This window comes from Sphingobium sp. SA2 (genome assembly GCF_032227065.1).
Classification (GTDB): Bacteria; Pseudomonadota; Alphaproteobacteria; order Sphingomonadales; family Sphingomonadaceae; genus Sphingobium.
Window position 1 is genome coordinate 1,730,227 of record NZ_JAPMXX010000006.1, and the last position, 21,246, is coordinate 1,751,472.

Consider the following 21,246-nt stretch of genomic DNA (forward strand, 5'->3'; position numbering starts at 1 on the left):
TAGGACAGCAGGACGCGAAGGGCAAGCTGGCGCGCGGCGGGATGGCGTAGAGAAGAAGGATTGGCTGGGGCGGCAGGATTCGAACCTGCGCATGGCGGCATCAAAAGCCGCTGCCTTACCGCTTGGCGACGCCCCAGCAGGCCGACCATCGTCGGCGCGGGTCGCCATATAGCGCGTCGGGCGCGAAAGGAAAGCCTAGTCATCACAGTTTCGCGACGGCACTATGACGCTTCTTGGCTTCGTACCGGATTACCACAACCATGTCCGCTTCCTCCTCCCCCACATCCGCGCAGATGGCGCCTGCATCGCCGCTCTTCCTGCGCGAGGATGAAATCCGGCGCGGCATCGAAATGCTCTATTTCGGCTATTCCGCGCTGACCCGCTCGATCGACGAGGGGCTGGCGGCGCAAGGGCTGGGGCGGGCGCATCATCGCGCGCTCTATTTCATCTCGCGCCAGCCCGACCTGACCGTCAAGGATCTGCTGCGGCTGCTGTCCATCACCAAGCAATCGCTGGGCCGGGTACTGAACGACCTGATCGAGCGCGGCTATATCGAGACGCGGCCGGGGGCCAGCGACCGGCGGCAAAAATTGCTGCGGCTCAGCGCGGAAGGGGCGGCGCTAGAGGCCGAGCTGTTCCGGGCGTTGCGGGAAAAAATGGCAGCGGCCTATGCGCAGGCAGGGCAGGGATCGGTCACCGGATTCTGGCGTGTGCTGGAAGGATTGATCCCCGAATCGGATCGTTCGATGGTGTTCGGCCTGCGCGGGCGATAGCGCACGGGACGCAACCTAATCGGCCTTCCTGCGCTTATCGGACTCCATTCATTGGCAAGAGGAGCCATCATGCGTCACAAATTTCTCGCCGCACTGGCGGTCGTTTCGGCGGTCAGCCTGTCGGCCTGTTCGGAAAAGACCGAGGACAGCATCGAAAATGCCGGTTCGGCGATCGGCAACGACATGAGCAGCGCGATGGATCGCGCGGGCGACACGATCGACAACGGGCTGGATGATGCGGGCCGTGCGATCGACAATGGCGCGGCGCGGATGGGTGCTGCGACCGACGAAGCGGCTGAGGATGCGGATCGCACGGCGGATGAAGCCAAGCGCGATGTCGGCGATACGCTGCAGGAAGCGGGCAGCGACCTCAAGAACGACTGATTCGATGGGCCACGCATGACTGTGCGGTTATGCGTGGCCCATGCGCGCGCTTGACGGCGCGCTGTATTGCGGACAGCGCGGCATTATGTCGTCCGCTGCGCCCGCCCCAACTAGCACCCGCCTGATGATCGGCCGTGCCGAACTCGCCCTGATCGGCATTACCATCCTGTGGGGCGGCACATTCCTGATCGTGCATCATGCGATGCGCGAATCGGGTCCATTTTTCTTCGTGGGATTGCGCTTCGGGACGGCGACGCTCGTCACTCTGCCGCTTGCCTGGCCGCTGTTGCGCGGCCTCACGCGGCAGGAACTTGGTGCTGGCCTCATGATTGGCCTTAGCATTTTTGCGGGCTATTCGCTCCAGAGCTGGGGCCTGCAAACCATATCGAGCAGCACGTCTGCCTTCATCACCGCCGCTTATGTCCCGTTGGTGCCGATCCTTCAATGGATCATCCTGCGCAGGCGACCGCGAATCGCCAGCTGGGTCGGGGTCGCCCTGGCGTTCGCTGGCCTCATGCTGATCGCCGCGCCGCAGGAGGGGATGGCGCTGGGCACGGGAGAGGTGCTGACCCTGATCAGCACGCTCGCCATCGCGCTGGAGATCATTTGCATCAGCCTGTGGGCGGGGCGCGTGAATGTCGCGCGCGTGACGCTGGTGCAGTTGGCCGTGACCGCGCTGCTGGCCTTCGCCTGCATGGTCCCGGCCGGAGAAGCGGTGCCGCCCTTGTCCTGGACGGTCATCCTGTCGGCCTGCGGGCTGGGGCTGGTCACGGCGCTCATCCAGTTCGTGATGAACTGGGCACAGCGCAGCGTGTCGCCGACCCGCGCCACGCTGATCTACGCGGGCGAGCCGGTCTGGGCCGGGATCATCGGGCGGATCGCGGGCGATCGCATGCCGCCTTTGGCGCTGGCGGGCGGCCTGCTGATCGTCGCCGCCATGATCGTGAGCGAAATGCGGTTCGGAAAGCGCGACCGCGCCTCGACCTAGCCCCGCCGAAACACCGGCGCGCGCTTTTCGAAGAAGGCGGCAAAGGCTTCCTGCGCTTCGGCGGATCGCAGCGTATCGCGGAACAACCCCGCTTCTTCCTCGATCCGGGCGGTGAGTGCCGCCGGATCGCCCTTCATCAAGCGGCGGGTGGTGGCGAGCGCCTGGGGCGGCTTAGCCACCAATATTCTGGCCTTTGCGCGCGCATGCGCCAGCAGTCCGTCGGCGGGCACGACCGCCGTGACCAGCCCCGCGCGATCGGCCGCCTCGGCATCCATCGGCTCGCCCAGCATCAGCATCGCCGCCGCCTTGGCATGGCCCAGCGTTGCAGGCGCAAGCAGGCTCGACCCGGCTTCGGGGACCAGCCCCAGATTGACAAAGGGCATGATGAAGCGGGCGTCGGGCGCGGCATAGATGAGGTCGCAATGGAGCAGCATCGTCGTGCCGACCCCTACGGCCAATCCCTGCACGGCGGCGACGATCGGCTTGTCGAAGGCGGCGATGGCGCGGATGAAGGCGAACGCCGCCGCGCCGCCCTCCGGCCCGGCCATGAAGTCCTTGAGGTCGTTGCCCGCGCAGAAGGCGTCGCCATTGGCGGTGAACAGTACCACCGCAATGTTCGCGCGCGCCGACGCATCGGCCAGCGCGGCAGTCATCGCATGATACATGGGGGCGGTCAGGGCGTTCTTCTTGTCGGGGCGGTCGATATGGATTTCGATGACGCCGGCGATATCTTCGATGATCGCGATGGACTCGCTCACGATGCGCTCTCCCTTATGTCTCTGTCACTACCGATGGGCATTGATCGGACGATGGAGACTATTGTTCCCCGGCGAAGGCCGGGGTCCAGTCCCACGCTCTGAACTGGGCCCCGGCCTTCGCCGGGGAACAGCTTACCATCCAGATCACTGACCACGCCTGCATGTCTCTGGCGAAACTGTTGGCGCAAGCGGCGGGCCGCGTCTATCCCCCCGCCGTCTGTCAGCCCAAGGCCTAGCTTCATGATGAACCGACTGCGCCAAGCCCTCGATCCTTTCCTGTTGCTGCTGCTGGCAACCGTTGCCCTAGCGTCGATCCTGCCTGCACGCGGCGAGGGCGCGCAGATCACCGGGATGCTGGCGGACGCTGGCATCGTGCTGCTTTTTTTTCTGCATGGCGCGAAATTGTCGCGTGCGGCGATCTGGGACGGGACGCGGGCGTGGAAGTTGCATCTGGCGGTGCTGGGGACGAGCTTCCTCCTGTTCCCACTGATCGGCCTCGCGACCCAGCAGATCGGTATCATCCCCGATGACATGCGCGTGGGCCTGCTGTTCCTGACGCTGCTGCCCTCGACCGTGCAGTCGTCGATCGCCTTTACCGCGATCGCACGGGGCAATGTCGCCGCCGCTGTGGTCAGCGCGTCCTTCTCCAATCTGCTCGGCATCGTCGCGACGCCGCTGCTGGTCGCGCTGCTGATGCGGCAGGGCGGGGCGAGCGTGTCGCTGGCGTCGATCGAGGGGATCGTGCTGCAACTGCTGCTGCCCTTTCTGGTCGGCCATTTGGCGCGACCTTGGATTGGCGGGTTCGTGGCGCGGCACAAGGCGAAGATCGGATGGGTGGATCGTGGATCGATCCTGCTGGTCGTCTATGCCGCTTTCTCGGCGGCCGTCGTAGAGGGGCTGTGGCAGAGCGTGTCGGGCGGCGAACTGGCGCTGCTGGCGGGTGTCTGCTGCCTCATGCTGGCAACCGTACTGGTTCTTACGTTCGGACTGGGGCGGCTGATCGGACTAAGCCGCGAAGATGCGATCGTGCTGCAATTTTGCGGGTCGAAGAAAAGCCTGGCGACCGGCGTTCCGATCGCGGGCGTGTTGTTTCCCGCGGCGGCCGTCGGGCCGATCCTGCTGCCGCTGATGCTGTTCCACCAGATCCAGCTGATGGTCTGCGCCGTGCTGGCGCGGCGCTATGGGGCGCAGGTCGCTGAATGACAAAGGGCGGAAAGCGCGATGTTGCGCCTTCCGCCCCTTTCGTTTCAGTGGGGGTTTCCTCCCCACGCTTTTGTGCGCAGGGAGGATCGATCATCAGAACCGCACGCGGCTTTCAATACCGATGACGCGGGGCTGTGCGACGGACTGGGCGTAGCCACGATAGATCACGCCATCATTGACGAAACCGTAGCGGGTCAGGTCGTTACCCACGCCAGTGATCGCATATTTATCGAAGATATTATTGGCGAACACACCGATTTCGTATGCCTCGGTCTTATAGGTCACGTTGGCGCGGCTCATGGTGTACGACGGAATGCGTTCACCGCCACCACGAAGGCCTGGTCGAGTATAAATGCCGCCGGAATAGGTGGTCGTCCAGCCCAGTACCAACGCGTTGTCGCCCATCGGCATTTCGTAAGTCACGCCGATCGCACCGCTATTCTTGGTCGAACCCGGCAAGCGATCGCCCGCAAAGACATCGACTAGGTCGCCGCCCTGGACAGACAGAAGCGCGGGTACGTCTTCGGTCAGTTTCGCGTCCAGATAGCTATAATTGCCCCGGATGCTGAGACCTTCGATCGGACGGGCATCGAAGGAGAGGTCTATCCCCTTGGACTCCGCAGCACCGCCATTGGAGATGATACCGATCGCACCGTTGACCGTCTGGCCATCAAGCTGAATCCCTTCCCATTTGATCTGGAATGCTGACAAGCTCACTGACAGTTTACGATCGAACAATTGCGCGCGAACCCCGATTTCGGCGTTCTTCACTTCATCGGGGCCGTAGAAAAGCTCATTTTCCAGCGCGCACAAATTTTGCTTATCAGGATCGAGCGGCAATACGCAGGGCGCAACCCGGTTGACGCCGCCGATGCGGTAGCCTTTCGAATATGTGCCCCATATCATCAAGTCCGGCGTGATATTGTAGGAAGTGTTGAACTTCCAAACCGTCCCATCCTGGCCCGTTTCGCCTGCGCGCGACCGGAAGTTGATGGCAGGAAAGGTCTGGAACAACGGCAACGCGGTGCCGCCAATGACATCGGCCTGATATTTGAAATAACGGATACCGGCCGTGACCTGCCATTCCGGTGTGATCTTGAAACTGCCTTCGCCGAAGATCGCCTTCTCATCGAGCTTGGTGTTGACATAGGATGCATATTCGACCTCGTCGGGACGATCGATGCCTGCATAGGCTGGATAGCCGGGGACGATTTCACGATAGTCCGAAGCTGTACTTTGTCGATTCCAGAAGCCGCCCACGACCCAGCTGAATGGACCGCCATGGGTGGAGATGAGGCGAACTTCCTGATTATATTGCTCGTCCGTACCGCGTGAGCGGGTATAGCCGTTGAAGGCGGGGAAGAGTTCGTAGTCATAATCGAGATCGAGCAACAGATCGGTGACGTCAACGGAACTGCGGCGCTTTTTGTTGGTGTAGGCGGAGACGAACACGGCTTGAGCGACATCCGCGATGTTGCCCTGCACTTCGAGCGAGATGAGGTGCGATGTACGCTTGGACGGTTCTTCGGACCGCCATGGCGCTTCATATTTGCCTTCGCCTACGATGTTTCCACCGGTTGCCTGACGTCCGCCGGTCTTGGTCTGCTGGAAGGCATAGGTGAAATAGGCTTCGAAGTCAGGACTGACGAAGCCCAATTGGTTGCGGCTGGTGAAGGTCTTCTCGAAATTCAGATCCTTCTTGCCGGCAAAGTTGGCCGCTTTGTCAGCATCACTGCCCATGGGATTGTCCACCCCACCTGGCTGGGGCAACGAGACGCCCGGTTCCTTGAGCAGGAAGGGATAATCGATAAAGCCGGGATCATAATAATAGCCGGTCACTGTGCGGAAGGCGATAGAGTCCGCAACAATCGGGAGGTTCAGGACGCCATAGCCGACATAGCCAAGCCCCTTCGAATGGGCGACATCATAGAGGCGGCCATAAACTTCGCCGCTGAATTTCGTTGGGTCGGGCCGATTGGGAATGTAGCGGATCGCGCCCGCCAAAGTGCCCAGACCATAAAGCGTACCCTGAGGCCCTAGCAGCGTTTCTACGCGCTCCAGGTCGATCAATTTATAGTCGGTATAAAGCGGTACATCGCCCAAATAAATGCCGATGGCAGTATCGCTGTTGCCGCCTGTTGAACTGGTGTCGCTGGCCGACAGGCCGCGCATGACGATGTTCGCCGCGCCATAGGGACCAGTATCGGTGATGGTAACGCCGGGCGTGAAGGCCGCAATGTCCCGAATGTCGTCAATGCGCTCATTGGCGAGTTGCTCGGCACCTACGGCCGAAATATTGATCGGCGTTTCCATCAGCGTGGTGGAGCGGCGGGTGCCGGTGACGACGATGACGTCGCTTTCTGCGTCGGCGGCGGCCTGCGGCTCCTGTGCCAGGACCGGCGTGGCGAAGGCGGCGCCCGATATGATGGTGGCGGACAGCAGCCCCATTTTGAGTTTTGCGCGATACGACATGGTCTTCCCCTTTTTGTCCATTGTCTTCCCTGCTTTCGATCCCCTCCCGGATCGACCGCCCCGCGCTTGGTGCGGCGGCAGCGGCTGGCATCGGACGGCACGGACTGCCGCCTCCTTTTCTTCTGATCTGGGGTAGAGGCTATGGAGTGCGCAGGCAGTCAGACATGGGGCATTTGACGTAGCCTGTTCGTCCGGGTCACCATGGGCCTATCCTACGTCAAATGCCCCATTGGGCTTGGGGACCGTCCCCGCCTACCCCTTGGGCGAGGGGCGGGAAAACCTGCTCCATATCTGTTGCCTATGCCCGCATCGCGCGATTGCGGTGGACCGGGCCGGAGAATGACATGCCGTCTTTGAGCGCCGTCACAGGATGGAGCATGGCCGGGATCGCGGCCATCGGGGCTGCGGTCGCGGGCGACCTGCCGCTGCAAATGCCCAATGCAGGAACACCCGCGCCGCAAATGCCGGCCGAGGATGATATGGGACGGCCCAAGCCGCTCGAACTGCCCAAGGATGTCGAGGCCAAACTGGCAGGCGTCGACAAGGCGAAGATCGATTTCCTCAAGAGCGGCGTGACCGGGCGCTATGTCGAAAAGGACGCGCTCTTCGCCCGCATCCGCACCGGCAAGCCCGAAGAAATCAGCGCCTATATCGACGCGATGCAGGCGCTCCATGCCCAGGTCGAGTTCAAGGCCGGGCGCGATGTCGCGGCGATCCCGCTCGACACCCGTTCCCCTTGGTTCAACGCCTGGAAGGCCAGGCGACCGAACAGTATGGACCCCAAGCGGGACGTCGGGCCGATCGAACTGACGCGCTATGTCGGCGGCTGGGGCGGTGGCTTTGCGACTTTTGCGGGCGCGCCGGTGGCGATGACGCCGGAGGATTTGAAAGCGGGCAAGGTCGATGTCGCGATCGTCGGCGCGCCGCTGGACATGGGGTCGGGCTGGCGCAACGCGATCGACGGGCCGCGTGCGATGCGGATGACCGGGGGCGCGGCCGGCAACGACATGTATTCGATGATCAACCCCAATGCCGCGCTCAAGATCGTCGATTATGGCGATATCGCCATCGACCAGAACAGCACCGAGCGCAGCGTCGATCATGTGCGGGAAATGGTGGCGGAGATCGCGCGCACCGGCGCGATCCCGATCGTCATCGGCGGCGACCATAGCCTGGAATATCCCAATGTCGCCGCCGCCGCCGATGTGCATGGCAAGGGCAATGTCGGCGTCATCCATTTCGACAGCCATTATGACATTGGTCGCGGCCGCGTTCATCTGCTCGACCATGGCCAGCCGGTCTATCGCGTCATCAACGAAGGCCATGTCCGCGCCAGCGACTATATCCAGGTGGGCCTGCGCGCGCGCGGGCCGGATCTGGAGACGTTCGGCTGGATGCGCAACAAGGGCATGAAATACCACACGATGGTCGAAGTCGAGAAATGGGGCTGGGACAAGGTGATGGCCCGCGCGCTCAAGGAAGCACGCGGCAGCACCAAGAAATTGTGGATCAGCTTCGACATCGACGTGCTGGACCCGGCCTTCATGCCCGGCACCGGCACGCCGGTCCCCGGTGGGCTGACGATGCGGGAGGCGCAGCCGATCATGCGCAACCTGTGCGCGGAAAATGACATTGCCGGCATCGATATCGTCGAAGTCGCGCCCTATCTCGACACCAGCTACAAGACCGCGCTCAACAGCAATTTCCTGTTGAACGCCTGCCTGGCGGGGATCGCCATGCGCAAGAAGGGCTTGAAGCCCGGCTATCTCAACCCTGTCTCGGTCGATCACGGCCTCGACAGCTATTATGGGAAGAAGAATTGATGGCACGCACCCCCTTGCTGGCGCGGTGCGCCGCCGCTGCCCTGGCGATCGCAACCCTGTGCGGCCCGGCCCATGCGCAGGCCAGCGACCCGCTCGCCACATTGTCGCCGGAAAAGAAGGCGTTTCTGTCCGATCCCGTGATGCTGACGCGCTTTGGCCTGACGGCGGAGAAACTCCAGGTCGCGCTCACCGGGCGCAGCGCCGCTGATGTCGATGCCTATGCCACCGCGCTGATGGCGGTGGTCGAGGACAGCAAGTTCAAAGCCGGGCGCGACCCGTCGGAGATCGCGCTCAACCCGCAGGCGCGCGGATGGAATGCGGGCACCACCGTTCGCCCCAAACTGTTCGACAAGTTGAAGCGCGACGACGGGCCGTTCAGCCTGAAACGCTATCAGTTCCAGAAGGGCGGCATCCCGACCTTCGCCGATGCGCCCGTCGCGATCCGCAAGGAGGATCTTGTCGCGGGCAAGGTGGAGGTCGCCTTTGTCGGCGTGCCGCTCGATTTCTCGTCGGGCTGGCGCGACGCCAAACATGCGCCAATGGCGCTGCGCGGCATGGATGGGCTGGTCGGGGCGGATGCCGATGGCGGGATCGATCCGGGCCTCATCCTGTCGATCGCGGACTATGGCGACCTGACGCCCGACTATATGGCGCCGGACCGGGGGCTCGATCATATCCGCGCGATGATCGCTGAGATGGCAAGCGTAGGCACGATCCCCTTCATCGTCGGCGGCGATCATACGGTCATGTTCCCCGACGTCGCGGCGATGGTGGACACCTATGGCGCGGGCAAGGTGGCGCTGGTGCAGTTCGATGCGCATGCCGATGCCGACCTGAACGACGCGCATATGATTTCCGATACGCAGACGCTGACCCGGCTGATGGAACAGAATCTGTTGCGCGGCAGCGACGTGACGCTGGTGGGCCTGCGCGGGCGCGGCGCGGACGTCGCCACGCAAAAGCGGCTGACCGACAGCGGCGTGCGCATCCTGTCCACCGCGGCCGTGACGGAGCGCGGCTGGCAGGCGGTGACCGACGATATCCTCTCCGGCCTCAAAGGCGGGCCGGAAAACATCTTCATCTCGTTCGACATGAGCGTGCTGGATCCGGGTGATGCGCCCGCGTCCGGGCGACCGGTGCCGGGCGGCATCTCCATGCGGGAAGCGATCCCGATGGTGCGGCAACTCTGCGCCCAGACCAAGGTGGTCGGTTTCGACCTGCTCGACGCCGCGCCGATCCTGGACCCGACCTATGTCAGCCGGATGAGCGCCAATTACATCTTGCATGCCTGCCTGTCGGGCATCGCGATGCGCAAGACGGGCATGCCGGTCAAGACCGCCAAGCGTTGAGGGAGAAGAAGCGATGCCGTCGATCAACGCCATAACCGGATGGAGCATGGCGGCGGCCGCTGCCGCGACCTCCGTTCTGGCGGGGGATGCGTTCGACACGCCCAACCCGCCACCGCCCATCCCGCAGGAAGACATCATGGGCGAACCCAAGCCCGTGGAGCTTCCCGCCGATGTCGCGGCCAAGCTGACCGGCATCGCGCCGGAAAAGGTCGCGCTCATCAAGCAGGGGCGCACAGGGCGTTACGTCGAAAAGGACGTGTTGTTCGACCGCATCCGCACGCTGCCCGCCGCCGAATTGGTCACCTATATCGACGCGATCGCGGCGCTGCATGAGCAGGTCGAATATAAGGAAGGGCGCGACGCCAAGACGATCCCGCTCGATACCCGATCGGCCTGGTTCAACGCGTGGAAGGCCAAGCGGCCGCTGGTCATGGACCCCAAGCGTGATCCGGGGCCGATGGACCTGGGCCGCTATATCGGCGGGCGGCGCGGCGGCTTTGCGACCTTCGCGGGGGCGCCCGTCGCGATGACGCCCGAAGATCTGCGCGCGGGCAAGGTCGATGTTGCTATCGTCGGCGCACCGCTGGACATGGGTTCAGGCTGGCGCAACGCGATCGACGGGCCGCGCGCTTTGCGCATGACCGGCGGGGCGGGCGGCAACGACATGTATTCGATGATCAACCCCAGCTCCGTGCTGGAGATCGTCGATTATGGCGATATCGCGATCGACCAGAACAGCACGGAGCGATCGGTCGCCCATGTCCGCGAGATGGTGCGCGAAATCGCGCAGACGGGCGCGATCCCGATCGTCATCGGCGGCGATCATAGTCTGGAATATCCCAATGTCGCCGCCGCCGCCGATGTCCATGGCAAGGGCAATGTCGGCGTCGTCCATTTCGACAGCCATTATGATGTCGGTCGCAACGGCGTCCATTGGATCACCCATGGATCGCCAGTCTATCGCGTGCTGCATGAGGGGCATGTCCGCCCGCAGGATTATGTCCAAGTGGGGCTGCGCGCACGCGGGCCGGACCTCGAAACATTCGGGTGGATGCGCAATAAGGGCATGAAATATCACACGATGGTCGAAGTCGAGAAATGGGGCTGGGAAAAGGTGATGGAACGCGCGCTCAAGGAAGCACGGACCAACACCAAGAAGCTGTGGATCTCGTTCGACGTCGATGTGCTGGACCCCGCCTTCATGCCCGGCACCGGCACGCCGGTTCCCGGCGGCCTGACCATGCGGGAGGCGCAGCCGATCATGCGGCGGCTGTGTGCGGAGAATGACATTGCCGGCATCGATATCGTCGAAGTCGCCCCTTATCTCGACACCAGCTACAAGACCGCGCTCAACAGCAATTATCTGCTGAACGCCTGTCTGGCGGGCATCGCGATGCGCAAGAAAGGCCTGCCGCCCGGCTATTTCAACCCGGTGTCGGTCGAACATGGCCAGGACGCACATTACGGGCCGCAGAAGAAAAGCTGAAAAATCTTGACGGTCGTCCAGTTTGATATGGCGGATTGTCATCGGGCCATACGTCATTTGGGCAATGGCGCTGCCGGGGCACCTGCCTAGGCTCTGGGTCGACGCGGACAGGGATCGCGTAAAGGGGGACATAGGGTGAAGCGGACAACGGTCTCGAAATTCGGCTTGCTGGCCCTGTTCTCCGCGTCGGTCGTCTTTGCCCAGGCGGATGGCGGGCCGGACGGCGTGGCGATGAAGGAAAGCGATCCGGGCATTCCGGTCACTGACCCGCTGGTTCAGGAGAAATGCGGCGCCTGCCACGCGCTCGATGCCAAGGGGAATATGTCGCGGATCAGCTGGGTGCGGACCACGCCCGAAGGCTGGGCGCAGGTGATCAAGCGGATGGTGCGCCTCAACGGCCTGCCGATCACACCCGAAGAATCCCGCGCCGTGGTCAAATCGCTGTCCGCCTCGCATGGCCTCGCACCGCAAGAGGCGTTGCCGGTCATGTATCTCGCCGAAAAGCGTACAATCGACGAAACCAACATCCCCAACGAAACGATGCGCGGCGCCTGCGCCGTCTGCCACAGCTTCGCCCAGCCGCTATCCTGGCGTCGGTCCAAGACGGAATGGAAGTCGCTGCAGGATCTGCACGTCGCCATGTATTCGCAGGCGGACGCCCAATATCGCCGCCCGGCCGAGGACAGTGAGCAGCCTGCGGGCCGCGATCCCAAGGACAAGATGCTGCGCGGCGAATATGCACTGGGCTATATGGCCAAGGCCGCGCCGCTGCACACGCCCGAATGGGCCGCCTGGCGATCGCGTCAGAGCGTGCCGCGCCTGGCGGGCGAATGGCTGGTCGTGGCCTCCGCACCGGGGCAGGGGCGCTTCGTGGGGGCGTTCAGCGTCAAGCCCGGCAAGAGTGCCGACGAGTTCGTTACCAGCAGCACCCTCAAGTCGCTGACCAATGGTGGAACCGTCAGCCGCAGCGGCGCTGGCATCGTCTATGCTGGCTATAGCTGGCGCGGCTCGTCCAAGGGCGCGGCCGCCGCAGGCAAGCCCGACGATCTCGCCAGCGCCGCGCGCGAAACCATGTGGTTCGCGCCCGATCAGCAAAGCGCACAAGGTCGCTGGTATTGGGGCGACTATCAGGAATTCGGCCTCGACGTGAAACTGATCCGCGCCACCGCCGCGCCCGCCGTGCTCGCGGTCGTGCCGGGGCCGGTCAAGGCCGGAACCAAGGGCGCGCAGTTCCGCATAATAGGCCATAACATGTCCGCTTCGCTGTCCGCTTCCGACATCGACCTGGGTGCAGGCGTCACCGCGACGAAGATCGTTTCGGCCAATCCGCAGGAACTGGTCGTGACCGCCGATGTCGCCGCGAACGCGCCATCGGGGCAGCGCGACGTCGCGATCGGCGGCGCGGTGCTGGAAAAGGCCTATCCGGTGTACAGCAAGATCGACTATATCAAGGTGACACCCGAAACGGCCGTGTCGCGCCTCGGCGGGATCAAATTCCCCAAGGGCTATGCCCAGTTCGAGGCGATCGGCTTCGAAAATGGCATGGATGGGAAGCAGGGAACGCCCGATGACGTCGTGGTCGGTCCGGTCGATGTCACCTGGTCGACGCAGGAATTCCTGGCGGTCTATTATGACGACGACGCCAAATATGTTGGCGCGCTCAGTCCCGCCGCTTTGTTCACCCCCAATGTCGAAGGGCCGAACCCCGAACGCCGCTTTGGTCGCAACAATTATGGCGACGTCTGGGTCGTCGCGACGGCCAAGAGCGAGAAGGACAAGTTCGGCAAGCCGCTGAGTGCGCGCGCCTATATGGTGGTGACCGTGCCCGCCTATCAGAAATGGGATCAACCGGAGGTGTCGCAATGACCGTGATGCAGGCACCCACCTATCGCCGGGCGGAATATCATGGCTTCGATGCAGGCGGCAGGGACTTCGTCTACCTCGTCAGCGCGGGCGCGATCTTCGAAATCGACGCGGATGTCCGCGCGGTGCTCGACCGGCTGGATGGGCAGGAACTCACCCACGCCATGCTGGTGCGCGAACTGGTGAGCGAAGGGCGGGCGCAGGAGGAAGCCGACGGGCTGGTGCGCGAATTGCGGCAGGCGCGGCTCATTCATCTCGGCCATGGCATGCCGGTAGCGGAAGTGCCGCAGGCGCCGCCCGCCGACTTCCCGCTGCAGGCATTGGTTCTCAACGTCACCAACCAGTGCAACCTCGCCTGCACCTATTGCTATGAGTTTGGCGCGGACAAGATTGCGACGCCCGCGGGCAAGCCCAAATATATGACGCTGGATACGGCCAAGGCGTCGGTCGACCTGCTCATCGCCGAGGCGGTCGGGCGCAAGGCGGTGCATATCACCTTCTTCGGCGGCGAAACGCTGATGAACTTCAAGCTGCTGCGCGATGTAGTGGACTATGCCAATGCAGCGACCGCAGCGGCGGGGAAAGCGATCACCTATAGCCTGACCACCAATGCGACGCTGCTGACGCCGGAGATCGTCACCTTCCTGTCGGACAATCGGGTCGGCGTGACCGTCAGCATGGACGGCCCGCCGGAATTGCAGGACAAGCATCGCGTCTACAAGAATGGCAAGGGCAGCTATGCGGTCATCGAACCGCGGCTGCGCACGCTGATCACGCATCACAAAACGCGCGCCATCACCGCGCGGGTGACGCTGACCGAGGGTGTGACTGATGTGGTCCGCATATTCCGCCATCTGAAGGATGATCTGGGCTTCCACGAAGTCGGCTTTGCGCCGGTCACGACGGGGGAGGAGCGCGCCTATTCGCTCGACGGCAATGGCATGGACAGCGTGCTGGCGCAGTTCAACCTGCTAGCCGAAGAATGGCTCGAATATGCCCTCCGCGGTGAGTCCCACGGCTTCACCAATGTCAGCGAAACGATCAGCGAGCTGATTTCGGGCGTCAACAAATCGCATCCATGCGGCGCAGGCTTGGGCCTGATGGGGGTCAGCCCATCGGGCGACCTGTCGCCCTGCCACCGGTTCACCGATGCCGACACGCACAGCATGGGCCATGTCTCCAGCGGCATCGACCGCGCCAAGCAGGGCGAGTTTCTGGCCAAGGGGCATGTCGAGGCGAAATATGATTGCCAAAGCTGCTGGGCGCGGCCGCTCTGCGCGGGTGGGTGCCACCATGAGGCGTTCGTGCGCTATGGCGACACGGGCCATGCCAACCTCCATTATTGCGACTGGATACGCCAGTGGACCGACACTTGCCTGCGCATCTACGGCGTGCTGTCGGTGCGTAATCCAGGCTTCCTCGAACGCTTTGCCGAAAGAAAGGGGCTGTCATGAAGCATCTTCGGGCCATCAATAAAAAGGCGCAGCGGATCGACGAGGCCGTGACGCAGATGAAGGCAGCGGTATCGCCCGACGCCGACATGGAGGAGGATGTCGTCGCCCTTCAGCAGGCCCCGCGCCCGCATGTACCGATGGGCTGTTCTCTCTCTTTTTCGCCCGGCTGGGAAGTCGATGCAGGCGGCGGCACGGCGGGCCTTTGCCAGCCGGTCGAGCGCGACATTTACGACTGCTATGTCACCTGTTTCTGGCCGGTGCAGGTGCCCGACCATGTCAACTACTCCCCCGACTGGGCCAGCAATTGCGCCACCGCCACGAAGGACTGGCGCAGTCTTGATCTCGTTTTTCCATGAGGCGCGCGATGCAAAAATATCGTCTGATGCTGGGCGCTGGCCTGGCCCTGTTGAGCGCCATTCCCGCGTCCGCCGCGACGCTGTTCATGGGCTCCTATCCCGACCGGCTGCTGGTGTTCGAAGAGGGCAAGGGCGCGGTCACCGGCACGATCAAGCTGGACACGGGTCTGCCTACATCGATGCAATTGTCCGACGATGGCAAGCGCATCTATGTGACCACCATTACCACAAGCGGGATCGAGGTGATCGACACCGCGACGCGCAAGGTGATCAACAAGTTCAGCCTGAACGACGGCACCACCCGCTATCGCTTCTGGGGCGGGGTGCCCGATCCGACCGGGCGCTTCTTCTACACCGTCATCTCGAAGTTCGAGAAGGGCATTGATCGCTATACCGTCAGCAAGCCGATGTATGGCGTCATCGACCTGAAGCTGCAAAAGGTCGTCCGCACCGCCGCGCTGGAAAAAGAGGAAGAGCGGGCCGGGGGACGCGGCGGATACAAGGTGTCGCCCGATGGCAAATATCTCTATTCCTTCGGCGAGAAGATCGTGATCGTCGATCTGGCGACATTGAAGGTCGCCGACCGCATCGACCTCGCCAAACCCGAAGGCATGGGGATGGAGAATATCGGCTTTGGCGGCATGCTCGATGCCGTGCGCTCGTCGGGGCAGTTGGTCGCCCTGTTCAACGCGGCCGACCCCTATGTGCATAACAAGATGTTCGGCATGGCGCGCTTCGACCTGTCCACCCGGCAGTTCGATTTTACCCCGATTGGCCCCGCGCCCGATGCCATGGCGGGATTGCAGGTCACGCCCGACGGCAAACACGCCTATACCGTGGTGACGAACGGGAAGCTCGGCAATAAGCGCTGCGAATTCTGGCATATGGACATGGCCACCAATGCCGTGGTCGATAAGGCGGAGTTTCCTTGCCGCTCGCGCTTCCGGCTGGGCATGTCGATCGATGGAGCCAAGCTCTACATCTATGGCGCGAGCTATGACCTGGAGGTCTATGATGCCAGGACGCTCAAGCATGAGACGACGCTGGACCTGGGCTATGACACCACCGGCGCGGGCATGGTTGCGGTGGAATGACCGACAGGCGCATGATCGTCGGCATAAGAGGCAGCGGGATTGCCGCGACGACATGCGCGTATTTGCTCAAGGCAGCGGGCCTCCGGGTCGCAACCAAGGTCGTTCATCGTCCGCCCGTCCCAACGATCATGCTGAGCGATGCGGCTCTCGCGCTGCTGCGCGACATATTTCAGCGGCCTGACCTGTTCGCCGACAGTCCCCGGATCAAGCGCCGTGTTGTCGCCTGGGGGGGCGGCGCGCCGGTCGTCGTGCCCCATGGCGCGGCGCTGGCGTCGGAGGACCAGGTGCAGGCTGTGCTGGCGCAGGACCAGCCTGCACCGGAGGATAGTCCCGTGGATTTCACCATCCACGCTGCGCCGCCGATGCCGGAGGGGGAGACGCATGTCTTCGGCGACCGGCGGGCCGTTGCGGCCAAGGTCGGGCTGCTCGATCCGTCGTGCAGCGAAGAAGGCCGGGTCGAGGCAGTGGCCAGCGGCTGGCTGTTCCTGGTCCCGGCGGGAGCGGGGAAGGCTGGCTGCTGGGGGTGGGCGGCGCGCTGGACGATCTGCTCGCTGACAGCCGCCTGATCGCGCCGGTGGTCGATGCTGTGGGGCCGCATCGACGCCATTCCTCGCCGCGCCGCGCCTGCATTTGCCGTTGCGCGGCGAGGACTGGCTCGCCTGCGGCACGGCGGCGCTGGGCTTCGACCCGATCTGCGGGGACGGAACGGCGCAGTCGGTGCGCGAGGCGATCCTTGCCGCTGCGGTGGTGACCGGCATCGCCGAAGGGCAGGACGCCACTGCGCTGCTGACCCATTATCAATCCATGCTGATCGCGGCGATGCGGCGGCATCTGTTGCTCTGCGCCCAATTCTACACGACCGGCGGCACGGGGGATTGGTGGCGGGCGCAACAGGAGGCGCTGCTGGAGGGGCATCGCTGGTGTACCGGGCTTCTCGCGAAGATGCCGGAGCCGGCCTTCCTGCTGGAAGGGACGCGGCTCGCGCCCCGGCAGCAGGCGGCATGAGCGACGGGACGCGTGCGCCGGTAGCGGACTGGGGCGCCTATAAGCGGCTGACCCCCTTCCTGAAACCCTATCGCGGGGCGCTGGTGGTCGTGCTGGCGATCAGCCTTGTGTCGACCATGCTTGGGCTGGCGCAACCTTATCTCTCGAAACTCATGATCGACGAAGCGCTGTTGCGCCGGGACATGGGTGCGCTGGTGAAGATCGCGGCGATCATGATCACGGTCACCATCGCCGGGTTCGCGGTCAATATCCTCGCCAGCTATCGCTATGTCGCGCTGTCGGCGGCGATGCTCTACGACATTCGCGCGGCGCTGTTGCGCCATCTCCAGACGCTCTCGCCGCGCTTTTATGGCAGCTTCCGGCTCGGCGATCTGGTGTCGCGGATGAACAGCGATGTGAGCGATGTGCAGCGGATCGCGTCCGACACTCTGCTATCGGTGGTCAGCAATCTGCTGTTCTTCGTCGGCTGCGTCGCGATGATGCTGTGGCTCGACTGGAAATTGTTTCTGGTGAGCGTCGTGTTGGTACCCGCCAGCCTTGCGACCTTCGCTTATTATCAGCGCCGCCTGACCGCGCTGACCCGCGACATGCGCGAAAAGGGCGCTGACCTTGGCAGCCTGCTGGTCGATACGGTGATGGGAATGCGCGTCGTCGCCTCGCTGCGCGCGGGCGAGCATGAGGTGGAGCGGTTCAAGGGACGCAACGATGCCTTTGTCGGCGCCATGCTCAGGATGCAGGTTGCCTCCTTCATGACCGGCGCACTGCCCGGCACGCTGATGACGGCGGCGACATCGGCGGTGATCCTCTATGGCGGCTGGCGCATCATCGAAGATGGGATGAGCATCGGCACGCTGGTTGCCTTCATGACCTATCATATGCGTCTGCTCTCGCCGATCCAGACGCTGATGGGACTGACATCGGGCCTCGCATCGGCGCGGGTGTCGCTGGGGCGGATTTTCGAACTGTTCGATACGAAGGCGGAGGTAGTCGAACGGGATGATGCGGTCGCGCTGGACCGGGCAGGGGCGATGCGGTTCGAACAGGTGGCGATGCGCTATGATCGCGATGCGGTGTTGCGCGACATCGACCTGACGATTCCCGCTGGCAGCCTGTGCGCCATTCTCGGCCCCAGCGGCGTGGGCAAATCGACCATGGCGGACCTGATGGTGCGCTATCTTGATCCCGATGCCGGGCGGGTGCTGGTCAATGGTCGCGACCTGCGCGCCTATCGGCTCGACGATGTCCGGCGCGAGATCATCCTGGTCGATCAGTCGCCCTATCTGTTCAACGATACGATTGCGGCGAATATCGGTTTTGCCCTGCCCGACGTGAAGCGCGAGCAAATCGAAGCGGCGGCGCATGCGGCGGGGCTGGATGGCTTCATCGCCAAGCTGCCGCTCGGCTATGCAACGCGCGCCGGGGAGCGGGGCATGGCGCTGTCGGCGGGCGAACGGCAGCGGATCGTGCTGGCGCGCGCCTTGCTGCGGTCACCCAGCATCTTGATATTGGACGAGCCGACATCGGCGCTGGATGGCGAGACCGAGCAATTGATTGCCGGGCGGCTGCGCGGCGCGCTGCCCGATGCGACGATCATCATCATCACCCACAAGCCTGCCATGGCGCGAATGGCGGATATGGTCGTCACCCTGGCCGACGGTCATGCGCGGGTCGAGCAGCGCGGCGAAATGGTCGATGCCTGATCCGGTTCGCGTCGCCATCATCGATAGCGGCGTCCATCCCGACCATCCGCATATCGATGCGGCGCGGCTATTGTCCGGCTTTGCCGTGGCGCGCGATGGTGCGGTAACGGAGAACGATACGCTCGACCGGCTGGGGCATGGAACGGCGGTGACGGCGGCGATCATGGAGCAGACCCCCGCTGCGCTATGCCTGCCGATCCGGGTGTTTCACGATGGGCTGCGGGCCAGCGCGCGGGCGCTGGTGCGCGCGATCGACCTGGCAGTGGAAGCGCGGGTCGATATGATCAACCTCAGCCTTGGCACCGTCAACCCGGCGCACGCTGCGGCCTTCGCGGCGGCGGTGGAACGAGCGGCAGCGGCAGGCGTGCTGATCGTGGCCGCGCACGATACCGAAGGGCAGCAATGCTATCCGGGCAGTCTGGATGGGGTGTTGGGCGTCGCCCTGGACTGGGACTGCCCGCGCGAAACCTATGATGTGCGGGACGGGATCGCCCATGCCTCCGGCCATCCCCGCCCGATCCCCGGCGTGGAGCAACGGCGCAACCTCTATGGCGTAAGTTTCGCGGTAGCCAATGTCAGCGGGATCGTCGCGCGGGACCGTTTGGACGATCAGGCGATGCCAAACCCCGCAACCCGCTCGACCATCCAGAAGCAGCCGATCACGCCGACGGCGTAGAGCGCCGCGACCCGCACCGGCGCGGCCAGCGAGAGAACGCGCAGGCCCGCCAGCGTCGCCATGATGGCCCCGACGAACAGCAATTGCCCCGCTTCCACGCCGATGTTGAAAAAGATGAGCGCAGGCAGTTTCTCGCCCGCCTGCACGCCGAGTTCGCCCAGTGCGGTTGCAAAGCCCAAGCCGTGGAGCAGGCCGAAGAGCGACACCACGGTCAACTGACGACGGAAGGCGAAGGCTTGTTCGCCTTTCCCGACCAGCAAAGCCTCACGTGCCATGAAGGCGATCGACAGGGCGATGGCGGCTTCGACCGGGGGAACGGGAACATGGACCAACTCGAAAAAGGCGACTGCCAGCGAGATGGAATGTCCGGCGGTGAAGGCGCTGACCAGCCAGAGCAAATCTCGCCCGCGCGCCAGCAGAGCGAGGCAGAGAACGAACGCCAGATGGTCCCAGCCCAGCCAGATATGCCAGACGCCCTGGGCCAGAAATTCCGGCGCGATCTGCGTCAGGGCGCGTTCGCCGACCGCGGTTTCGCCCACTGGAACGGCGATGCCTTTCGCGTCGCCGGTCAGGCTGCGATCGACCTGGCTGCCCATGACATTGGTGACGAAGCGGCCGCCATCGGCCTTCCACGGCGTCTGGATGACGTCGCCCGCGCTGAAAGGACGTTCGCAGGCGAATTCATAGGCATATTGCGCCCGGCCGCCGCTGGATTGGCGCGTCATCGCGGTCTGGCGACAGCCCTGCGGCCAAACGATCGGCGCGGGCTGGCCCACCGTTTCGGGCATGGCGGCGGTGAATTCATAGCTGTTCGCATCCTCGCCCCGAGTCAGCGCGAAATCAGCGGACAGGAAGATGTCGGCCATCGCCGTGCCCGGCAGCAAGGCCGCCAGCGCGAGCAGGAGGGCGGCCAGACTATTCTTCCACATCATATTTCTCCTTGAGGCCCGACAACGCCTTGTCGATGGCGGCTTCGCTATGGGCAATCATATAATCCTGCCGCACCTGGTCCTTGATCGCGGGGAAGGGGACCATGGCGGCGGGGATGCTCTCGCTCTTGCGCACGAAATGCCAGCCGCGTGGCGACTGGACCGGGCCGAACCAGCGCCCATCCGGGGCGGTCTTGAGCGTGGCGACGAAGGGCTGGCCGAATATGCCGCGCACCATCGAATCGCCATAGCGCGGGAAGGCGCGACCCAACCAGAAATCGTCGCCGGGGATCGTCTCCCCGGCATTGAGCTGCGCCAGCAGCAGCGCCGCGTCGGCGGGCTTTTGTGCCCGGTAAACCTGGGTGAAGCTGGTGCGGGGTTCGGCGCGATACTGCGCCAGATTATCGGCATAATGATTGACCAATTGTTCGTCAGTCGGTTCGGGCGGAGCGCCCGCGATCAGGTAGCGGACCTTGTCGACCAGCCGCTTACGGGTTTCCCCGTCGGTCAGGTGCATGTTGCGGTCGATCGCTTCGCGGAACAGCAGTTCCTCGGCCAGATAGTCGCGCTTGATCCGCGCCTTGTCGGCGGCTGTGGCAGGGCGGCCGACAAGCAATTCATAGTCTTCGACCATCGCCTGTTCGACCTGGGGCGTGAAGACGACCGGCGGCTTTTGCGCGCGTTCGATGATCTGATAGCCGCCGAACAGAGCCACGCCCGCGACCAGAAAAGCAAAGAGCGGATCGCGCACGGCTTTGCCGACCCGGCTGCGCATGGGGCGCAATGCTTGGCCGGGCGTCGCCCCCGCGCCGTCGCTGTCGATCCCCATACTCTCTGCCCTGCCCGCCATGGTCCCAACTCTAGGCGCAAGCGCTTCGCCCTGCCTACGTCAAATGACGCATACGGGGGATAGCCCGCATTCCATAGCCTTGA

At 63.8% G+C, this 21,246-nt stretch carries 19 protein-coding genes and 1 tRNA gene; 15 read left to right on the forward strand and 5 right to left on the reverse strand.

Annotated features, from left to right (window positions below; genetic code table 11):
- Positions 1-61 precede the first annotated feature (61 nt).
- Positions 62-136 (reverse strand) — tRNA-Gln (locus OVY48_RS16200).
- 124 nt (positions 137-260) lie between these two features.
- On the opposite strand from OVY48_RS16200, the gene OVY48_RS16205 reads away from it, so the two are divergent.
- From OVY48_RS16205 to OVY48_RS16215, 3 genes are all read left to right on the forward strand, one after another.
- Entirely contained in the window at positions 261-773 is a 513-nt protein-coding gene (locus OVY48_RS16205) for a MarR family winged helix-turn-helix transcriptional regulator (protein WP_051519788.1), read from the forward strand.
- Between the two features lie 69 nt (positions 774-842).
- Complete coding sequence (locus OVY48_RS16210) at positions 843-1,157, forward strand: hypothetical protein (RefSeq protein ID WP_313923585.1); 315 nt, start codon at positions 843-845, stop codon at positions 1,155-1,157.
- An 85-nt stretch (positions 1,158-1,242) separates the two neighbouring features.
- Positions 1,243-2,145, forward strand: coding sequence for a DMT family transporter (locus OVY48_RS16215; protein WP_409593701.1), 903 nt, complete (start codon positions 1,243-1,245; stop codon positions 2,143-2,145).
- Here OVY48_RS16215 and OVY48_RS16220 read toward each other — a convergent pair.
- Positions 2,142-2,903 carry an enoyl-CoA hydratase-related protein gene (locus OVY48_RS16220; RefSeq protein ID WP_313923586.1) on the reverse strand — a complete coding sequence of 254 codons (762 nt, stop codon included), beginning with the start codon at positions 2,901-2,903 and terminating at the stop codon, positions 2,142-2,144. The genes OVY48_RS16215 and OVY48_RS16220 overlap by 4 nt on opposite strands.
- A 243-nt stretch (positions 2,904-3,146) precedes the next feature.
- On the opposite strand from OVY48_RS16220, the gene OVY48_RS16225 reads away from it, so the two are divergent.
- A complete protein-coding gene (locus OVY48_RS16225) occupies positions 3,147-4,106 on the forward strand; it encodes a bile acid:sodium symporter family protein (protein WP_313924816.1) in 960 nt (319 codons plus the stop codon).
- Positions 4,107-4,199: 93 nt separating this feature from the next.
- Here the strand turns inward: OVY48_RS16225 and OVY48_RS16230 are convergent, their stop codons facing one another.
- Positions 4,200-6,578, reverse strand: a complete 2,379-nt coding sequence (locus OVY48_RS16230; protein ID WP_313923587.1) for a TonB-dependent receptor — start codon at positions 6,576-6,578, stop codon at positions 4,200-4,202.
- A 377-nt stretch (positions 6,579-6,955) separates the two neighbouring features.
- Between OVY48_RS16230 and OVY48_RS16235 the strand changes: the two genes are divergently transcribed.
- The 11 genes from OVY48_RS16235 to OVY48_RS16285 all read left to right on the forward strand — a co-directional run bounded on the left by OVY48_RS16235 (position 6,956) and on the right by OVY48_RS16285 (position 19,384).
- On the forward strand, positions 6,956-8,401 hold the full coding sequence (locus OVY48_RS16235; protein WP_313923588.1) for an agmatinase family protein: 1,446 nt from the start codon (positions 6,956-6,958) through the stop codon (positions 8,399-8,401).
- Entirely contained in the window at positions 8,401-9,750 is a 1,350-nt protein-coding gene (locus OVY48_RS16240) for an agmatinase family protein (protein ID WP_313923589.1), read from the forward strand. Before OVY48_RS16235 ends, OVY48_RS16240 begins: the two co-directional genes overlap by 1 nt.
- Positions 9,751-9,763: 13 nt before the next feature.
- Complete coding sequence (locus OVY48_RS16245) at positions 9,764-11,236, forward strand: agmatinase family protein (protein ID WP_313923591.1); 1,473 nt, start codon at positions 9,764-9,766, stop codon at positions 11,234-11,236.
- Positions 11,237-11,371: 135 nt separating this feature from the next.
- Entirely contained in the window at positions 11,372-13,102 is a 1,731-nt protein-coding gene (peaA, locus tag OVY48_RS16250; RefSeq protein ID WP_313923592.1) for a quinohemoprotein amine dehydrogenase subunit alpha, read from the forward strand.
- The gene (peaB, locus tag OVY48_RS16255; RefSeq protein ID WP_313923593.1) at positions 13,099-14,553 is read left to right on the forward strand and encodes a quinohemoprotein amine dehydrogenase maturation protein; all 1,455 of its coding nucleotides are present in this window, start codon (positions 13,099-13,101) and stop codon (positions 14,551-14,553) included. The genes peaA and peaB overlap by 4 nt, the downstream gene beginning before the upstream one ends.
- Positions 14,550-14,909 carry a quinohemoprotein amine dehydrogenase subunit gamma gene (gene qhpC, locus OVY48_RS16260; protein ID WP_313923594.1) on the forward strand — a complete coding sequence of 120 codons (360 nt, stop codon included), beginning with the start codon at positions 14,550-14,552 and terminating at the stop codon, positions 14,907-14,909. Before peaB ends, qhpC begins: the two co-directional genes overlap by 4 nt.
- 8 nt (positions 14,910-14,917) lie before the next feature.
- Positions 14,918-16,003: a hypothetical protein gene (locus OVY48_RS16265; RefSeq protein WP_313923595.1), complete on the forward strand. Its 1,086-nt coding sequence runs from the start codon at positions 14,918-14,920 to the stop codon at positions 16,001-16,003.
- The gene (locus OVY48_RS16270; RefSeq protein WP_313923597.1) at positions 16,000-16,569 is read left to right on the forward strand and encodes a hypothetical protein; all 570 of its coding nucleotides are present in this window, start codon (positions 16,000-16,002) and stop codon (positions 16,567-16,569) included. The genes OVY48_RS16265 and OVY48_RS16270 overlap by 4 nt, the downstream gene beginning before the upstream one ends.
- 70 nt (positions 16,570-16,639) lie before the next feature.
- Positions 16,640-17,008, forward strand: a complete 369-nt coding sequence (locus OVY48_RS16275) for a hypothetical protein (RefSeq protein WP_313923599.1) — start codon at positions 16,640-16,642, stop codon at positions 17,006-17,008.
- Positions 17,005-18,708 (forward strand): ABC transporter ATP-binding protein, encoded by a 1,704-nt coding sequence (locus OVY48_RS16280; RefSeq protein ID WP_313923600.1) that lies wholly within the window; start codon positions 17,005-17,007, stop codon positions 18,706-18,708. The genes OVY48_RS16275 and OVY48_RS16280 overlap by 4 nt, the downstream gene beginning before the upstream one ends.
- Positions 18,701-19,384: a S8 family serine peptidase gene (locus OVY48_RS16285; protein WP_313923601.1), complete on the forward strand. Its 684-nt coding sequence runs from the start codon at positions 18,701-18,703 to the stop codon at positions 19,382-19,384. The genes OVY48_RS16280 and OVY48_RS16285 overlap by 8 nt, the downstream gene beginning before the upstream one ends.
- On the opposite strand, the gene OVY48_RS16290 is transcribed toward OVY48_RS16285, so the two are convergent.
- On the reverse strand, positions 19,318-20,316 hold the full coding sequence (locus OVY48_RS16290) for a HupE/UreJ family protein (protein WP_313923602.1): 999 nt from the start codon (positions 20,314-20,316) through the stop codon (positions 19,318-19,320). The two genes, OVY48_RS16285 and OVY48_RS16290, sit on opposite strands and share 67 nt — an antisense overlap.
- Complete coding sequence (locus tag OVY48_RS16295; RefSeq protein WP_313923603.1) at positions 20,300-21,142, reverse strand: peptidylprolyl isomerase; 843 nt, start codon at positions 21,140-21,142, stop codon at positions 20,300-20,302. The genes OVY48_RS16290 and OVY48_RS16295 overlap by 17 nt, the downstream gene beginning before the upstream one ends.
- Positions 21,143-21,246: the final 104 nt, after the last annotated feature.

Bases quoted from the DNA above. Each gene is read 5' to 3' on its own strand.
- OVY48_RS16240 (WP_313923589.1), top strand. From the start codon at position 8,401: ATGGCACGCACCCCCTTGCTGGCGCGGTGCGCCGCCGCTGCCCTGGCG.
- OVY48_RS16210 (WP_313923585.1), top strand. From the start codon at position 843: ATGCGTCACAAATTTCTCGCCGCACTGGCGGTCGTTTCGGCGGTCAGC.
- OVY48_RS16265 (WP_313923595.1), top strand. From the start codon at position 14,918: ATGCAAAAATATCGTCTGATGCTGGGCGCTGGCCTGGCCCTGTTGAGC.
- OVY48_RS16295 (WP_313923603.1), bottom strand. From the start codon at position 21,142: ATGGGGATCGACAGCGACGGCGCGGGGGCGACGCCCGGCCAAGCATTG.
- OVY48_RS16230 (WP_313923587.1), bottom strand. From the start codon at position 6,578: ATGTCGTATCGCGCAAAACTCAAAATGGGGCTGCTGTCCGCCACCATC.
- OVY48_RS16235 (WP_313923588.1), top strand. From the start codon at position 6,956: ATGGCCGGGATCGCGGCCATCGGGGCTGCGGTCGCGGGCGACCTGCCG.
- peaB (WP_313923593.1), top strand. From the start codon at position 13,099: ATGACCGTGATGCAGGCACCCACCTATCGCCGGGCGGAATATCATGGC.
- OVY48_RS16270 (WP_313923597.1), top strand. From the start codon at position 16,000: ATGACCGACAGGCGCATGATCGTCGGCATAAGAGGCAGCGGGATTGCC.
- OVY48_RS16225 (WP_313924816.1), top strand. From the start codon at position 3,147: ATGAACCGACTGCGCCAAGCCCTCGATCCTTTCCTGTTGCTGCTGCTG.
- OVY48_RS16205 (WP_051519788.1), top strand. From the start codon at position 261: ATGTCCGCTTCCTCCTCCCCCACATCCGCGCAGATGGCGCCTGCATCG.
- OVY48_RS16285 (WP_313923601.1), top strand. From the start codon at position 18,701: ATGCCTGATCCGGTTCGCGTCGCCATCATCGATAGCGGCGTCCATCCC.
- OVY48_RS16215 (WP_409593701.1), top strand. From the start codon at position 1,243: ATGTCGTCCGCTGCGCCCGCCCCAACTAGCACCCGCCTGATGATCGGC.
- OVY48_RS16280 (WP_313923600.1), top strand. From the start codon at position 17,005: ATGAGCGACGGGACGCGTGCGCCGGTAGCGGACTGGGGCGCCTATAAG.
- qhpC (WP_313923594.1), top strand. From the start codon at position 14,550: ATGAAGCATCTTCGGGCCATCAATAAAAAGGCGCAGCGGATCGACGAG.
- OVY48_RS16290 (WP_313923602.1), bottom strand. From the start codon at position 20,316: ATGATGTGGAAGAATAGTCTGGCCGCCCTCCTGCTCGCGCTGGCGGCC.
- OVY48_RS16245 (WP_313923591.1), top strand. From the start codon at position 9,764: ATGCCGTCGATCAACGCCATAACCGGATGGAGCATGGCGGCGGCCGCT.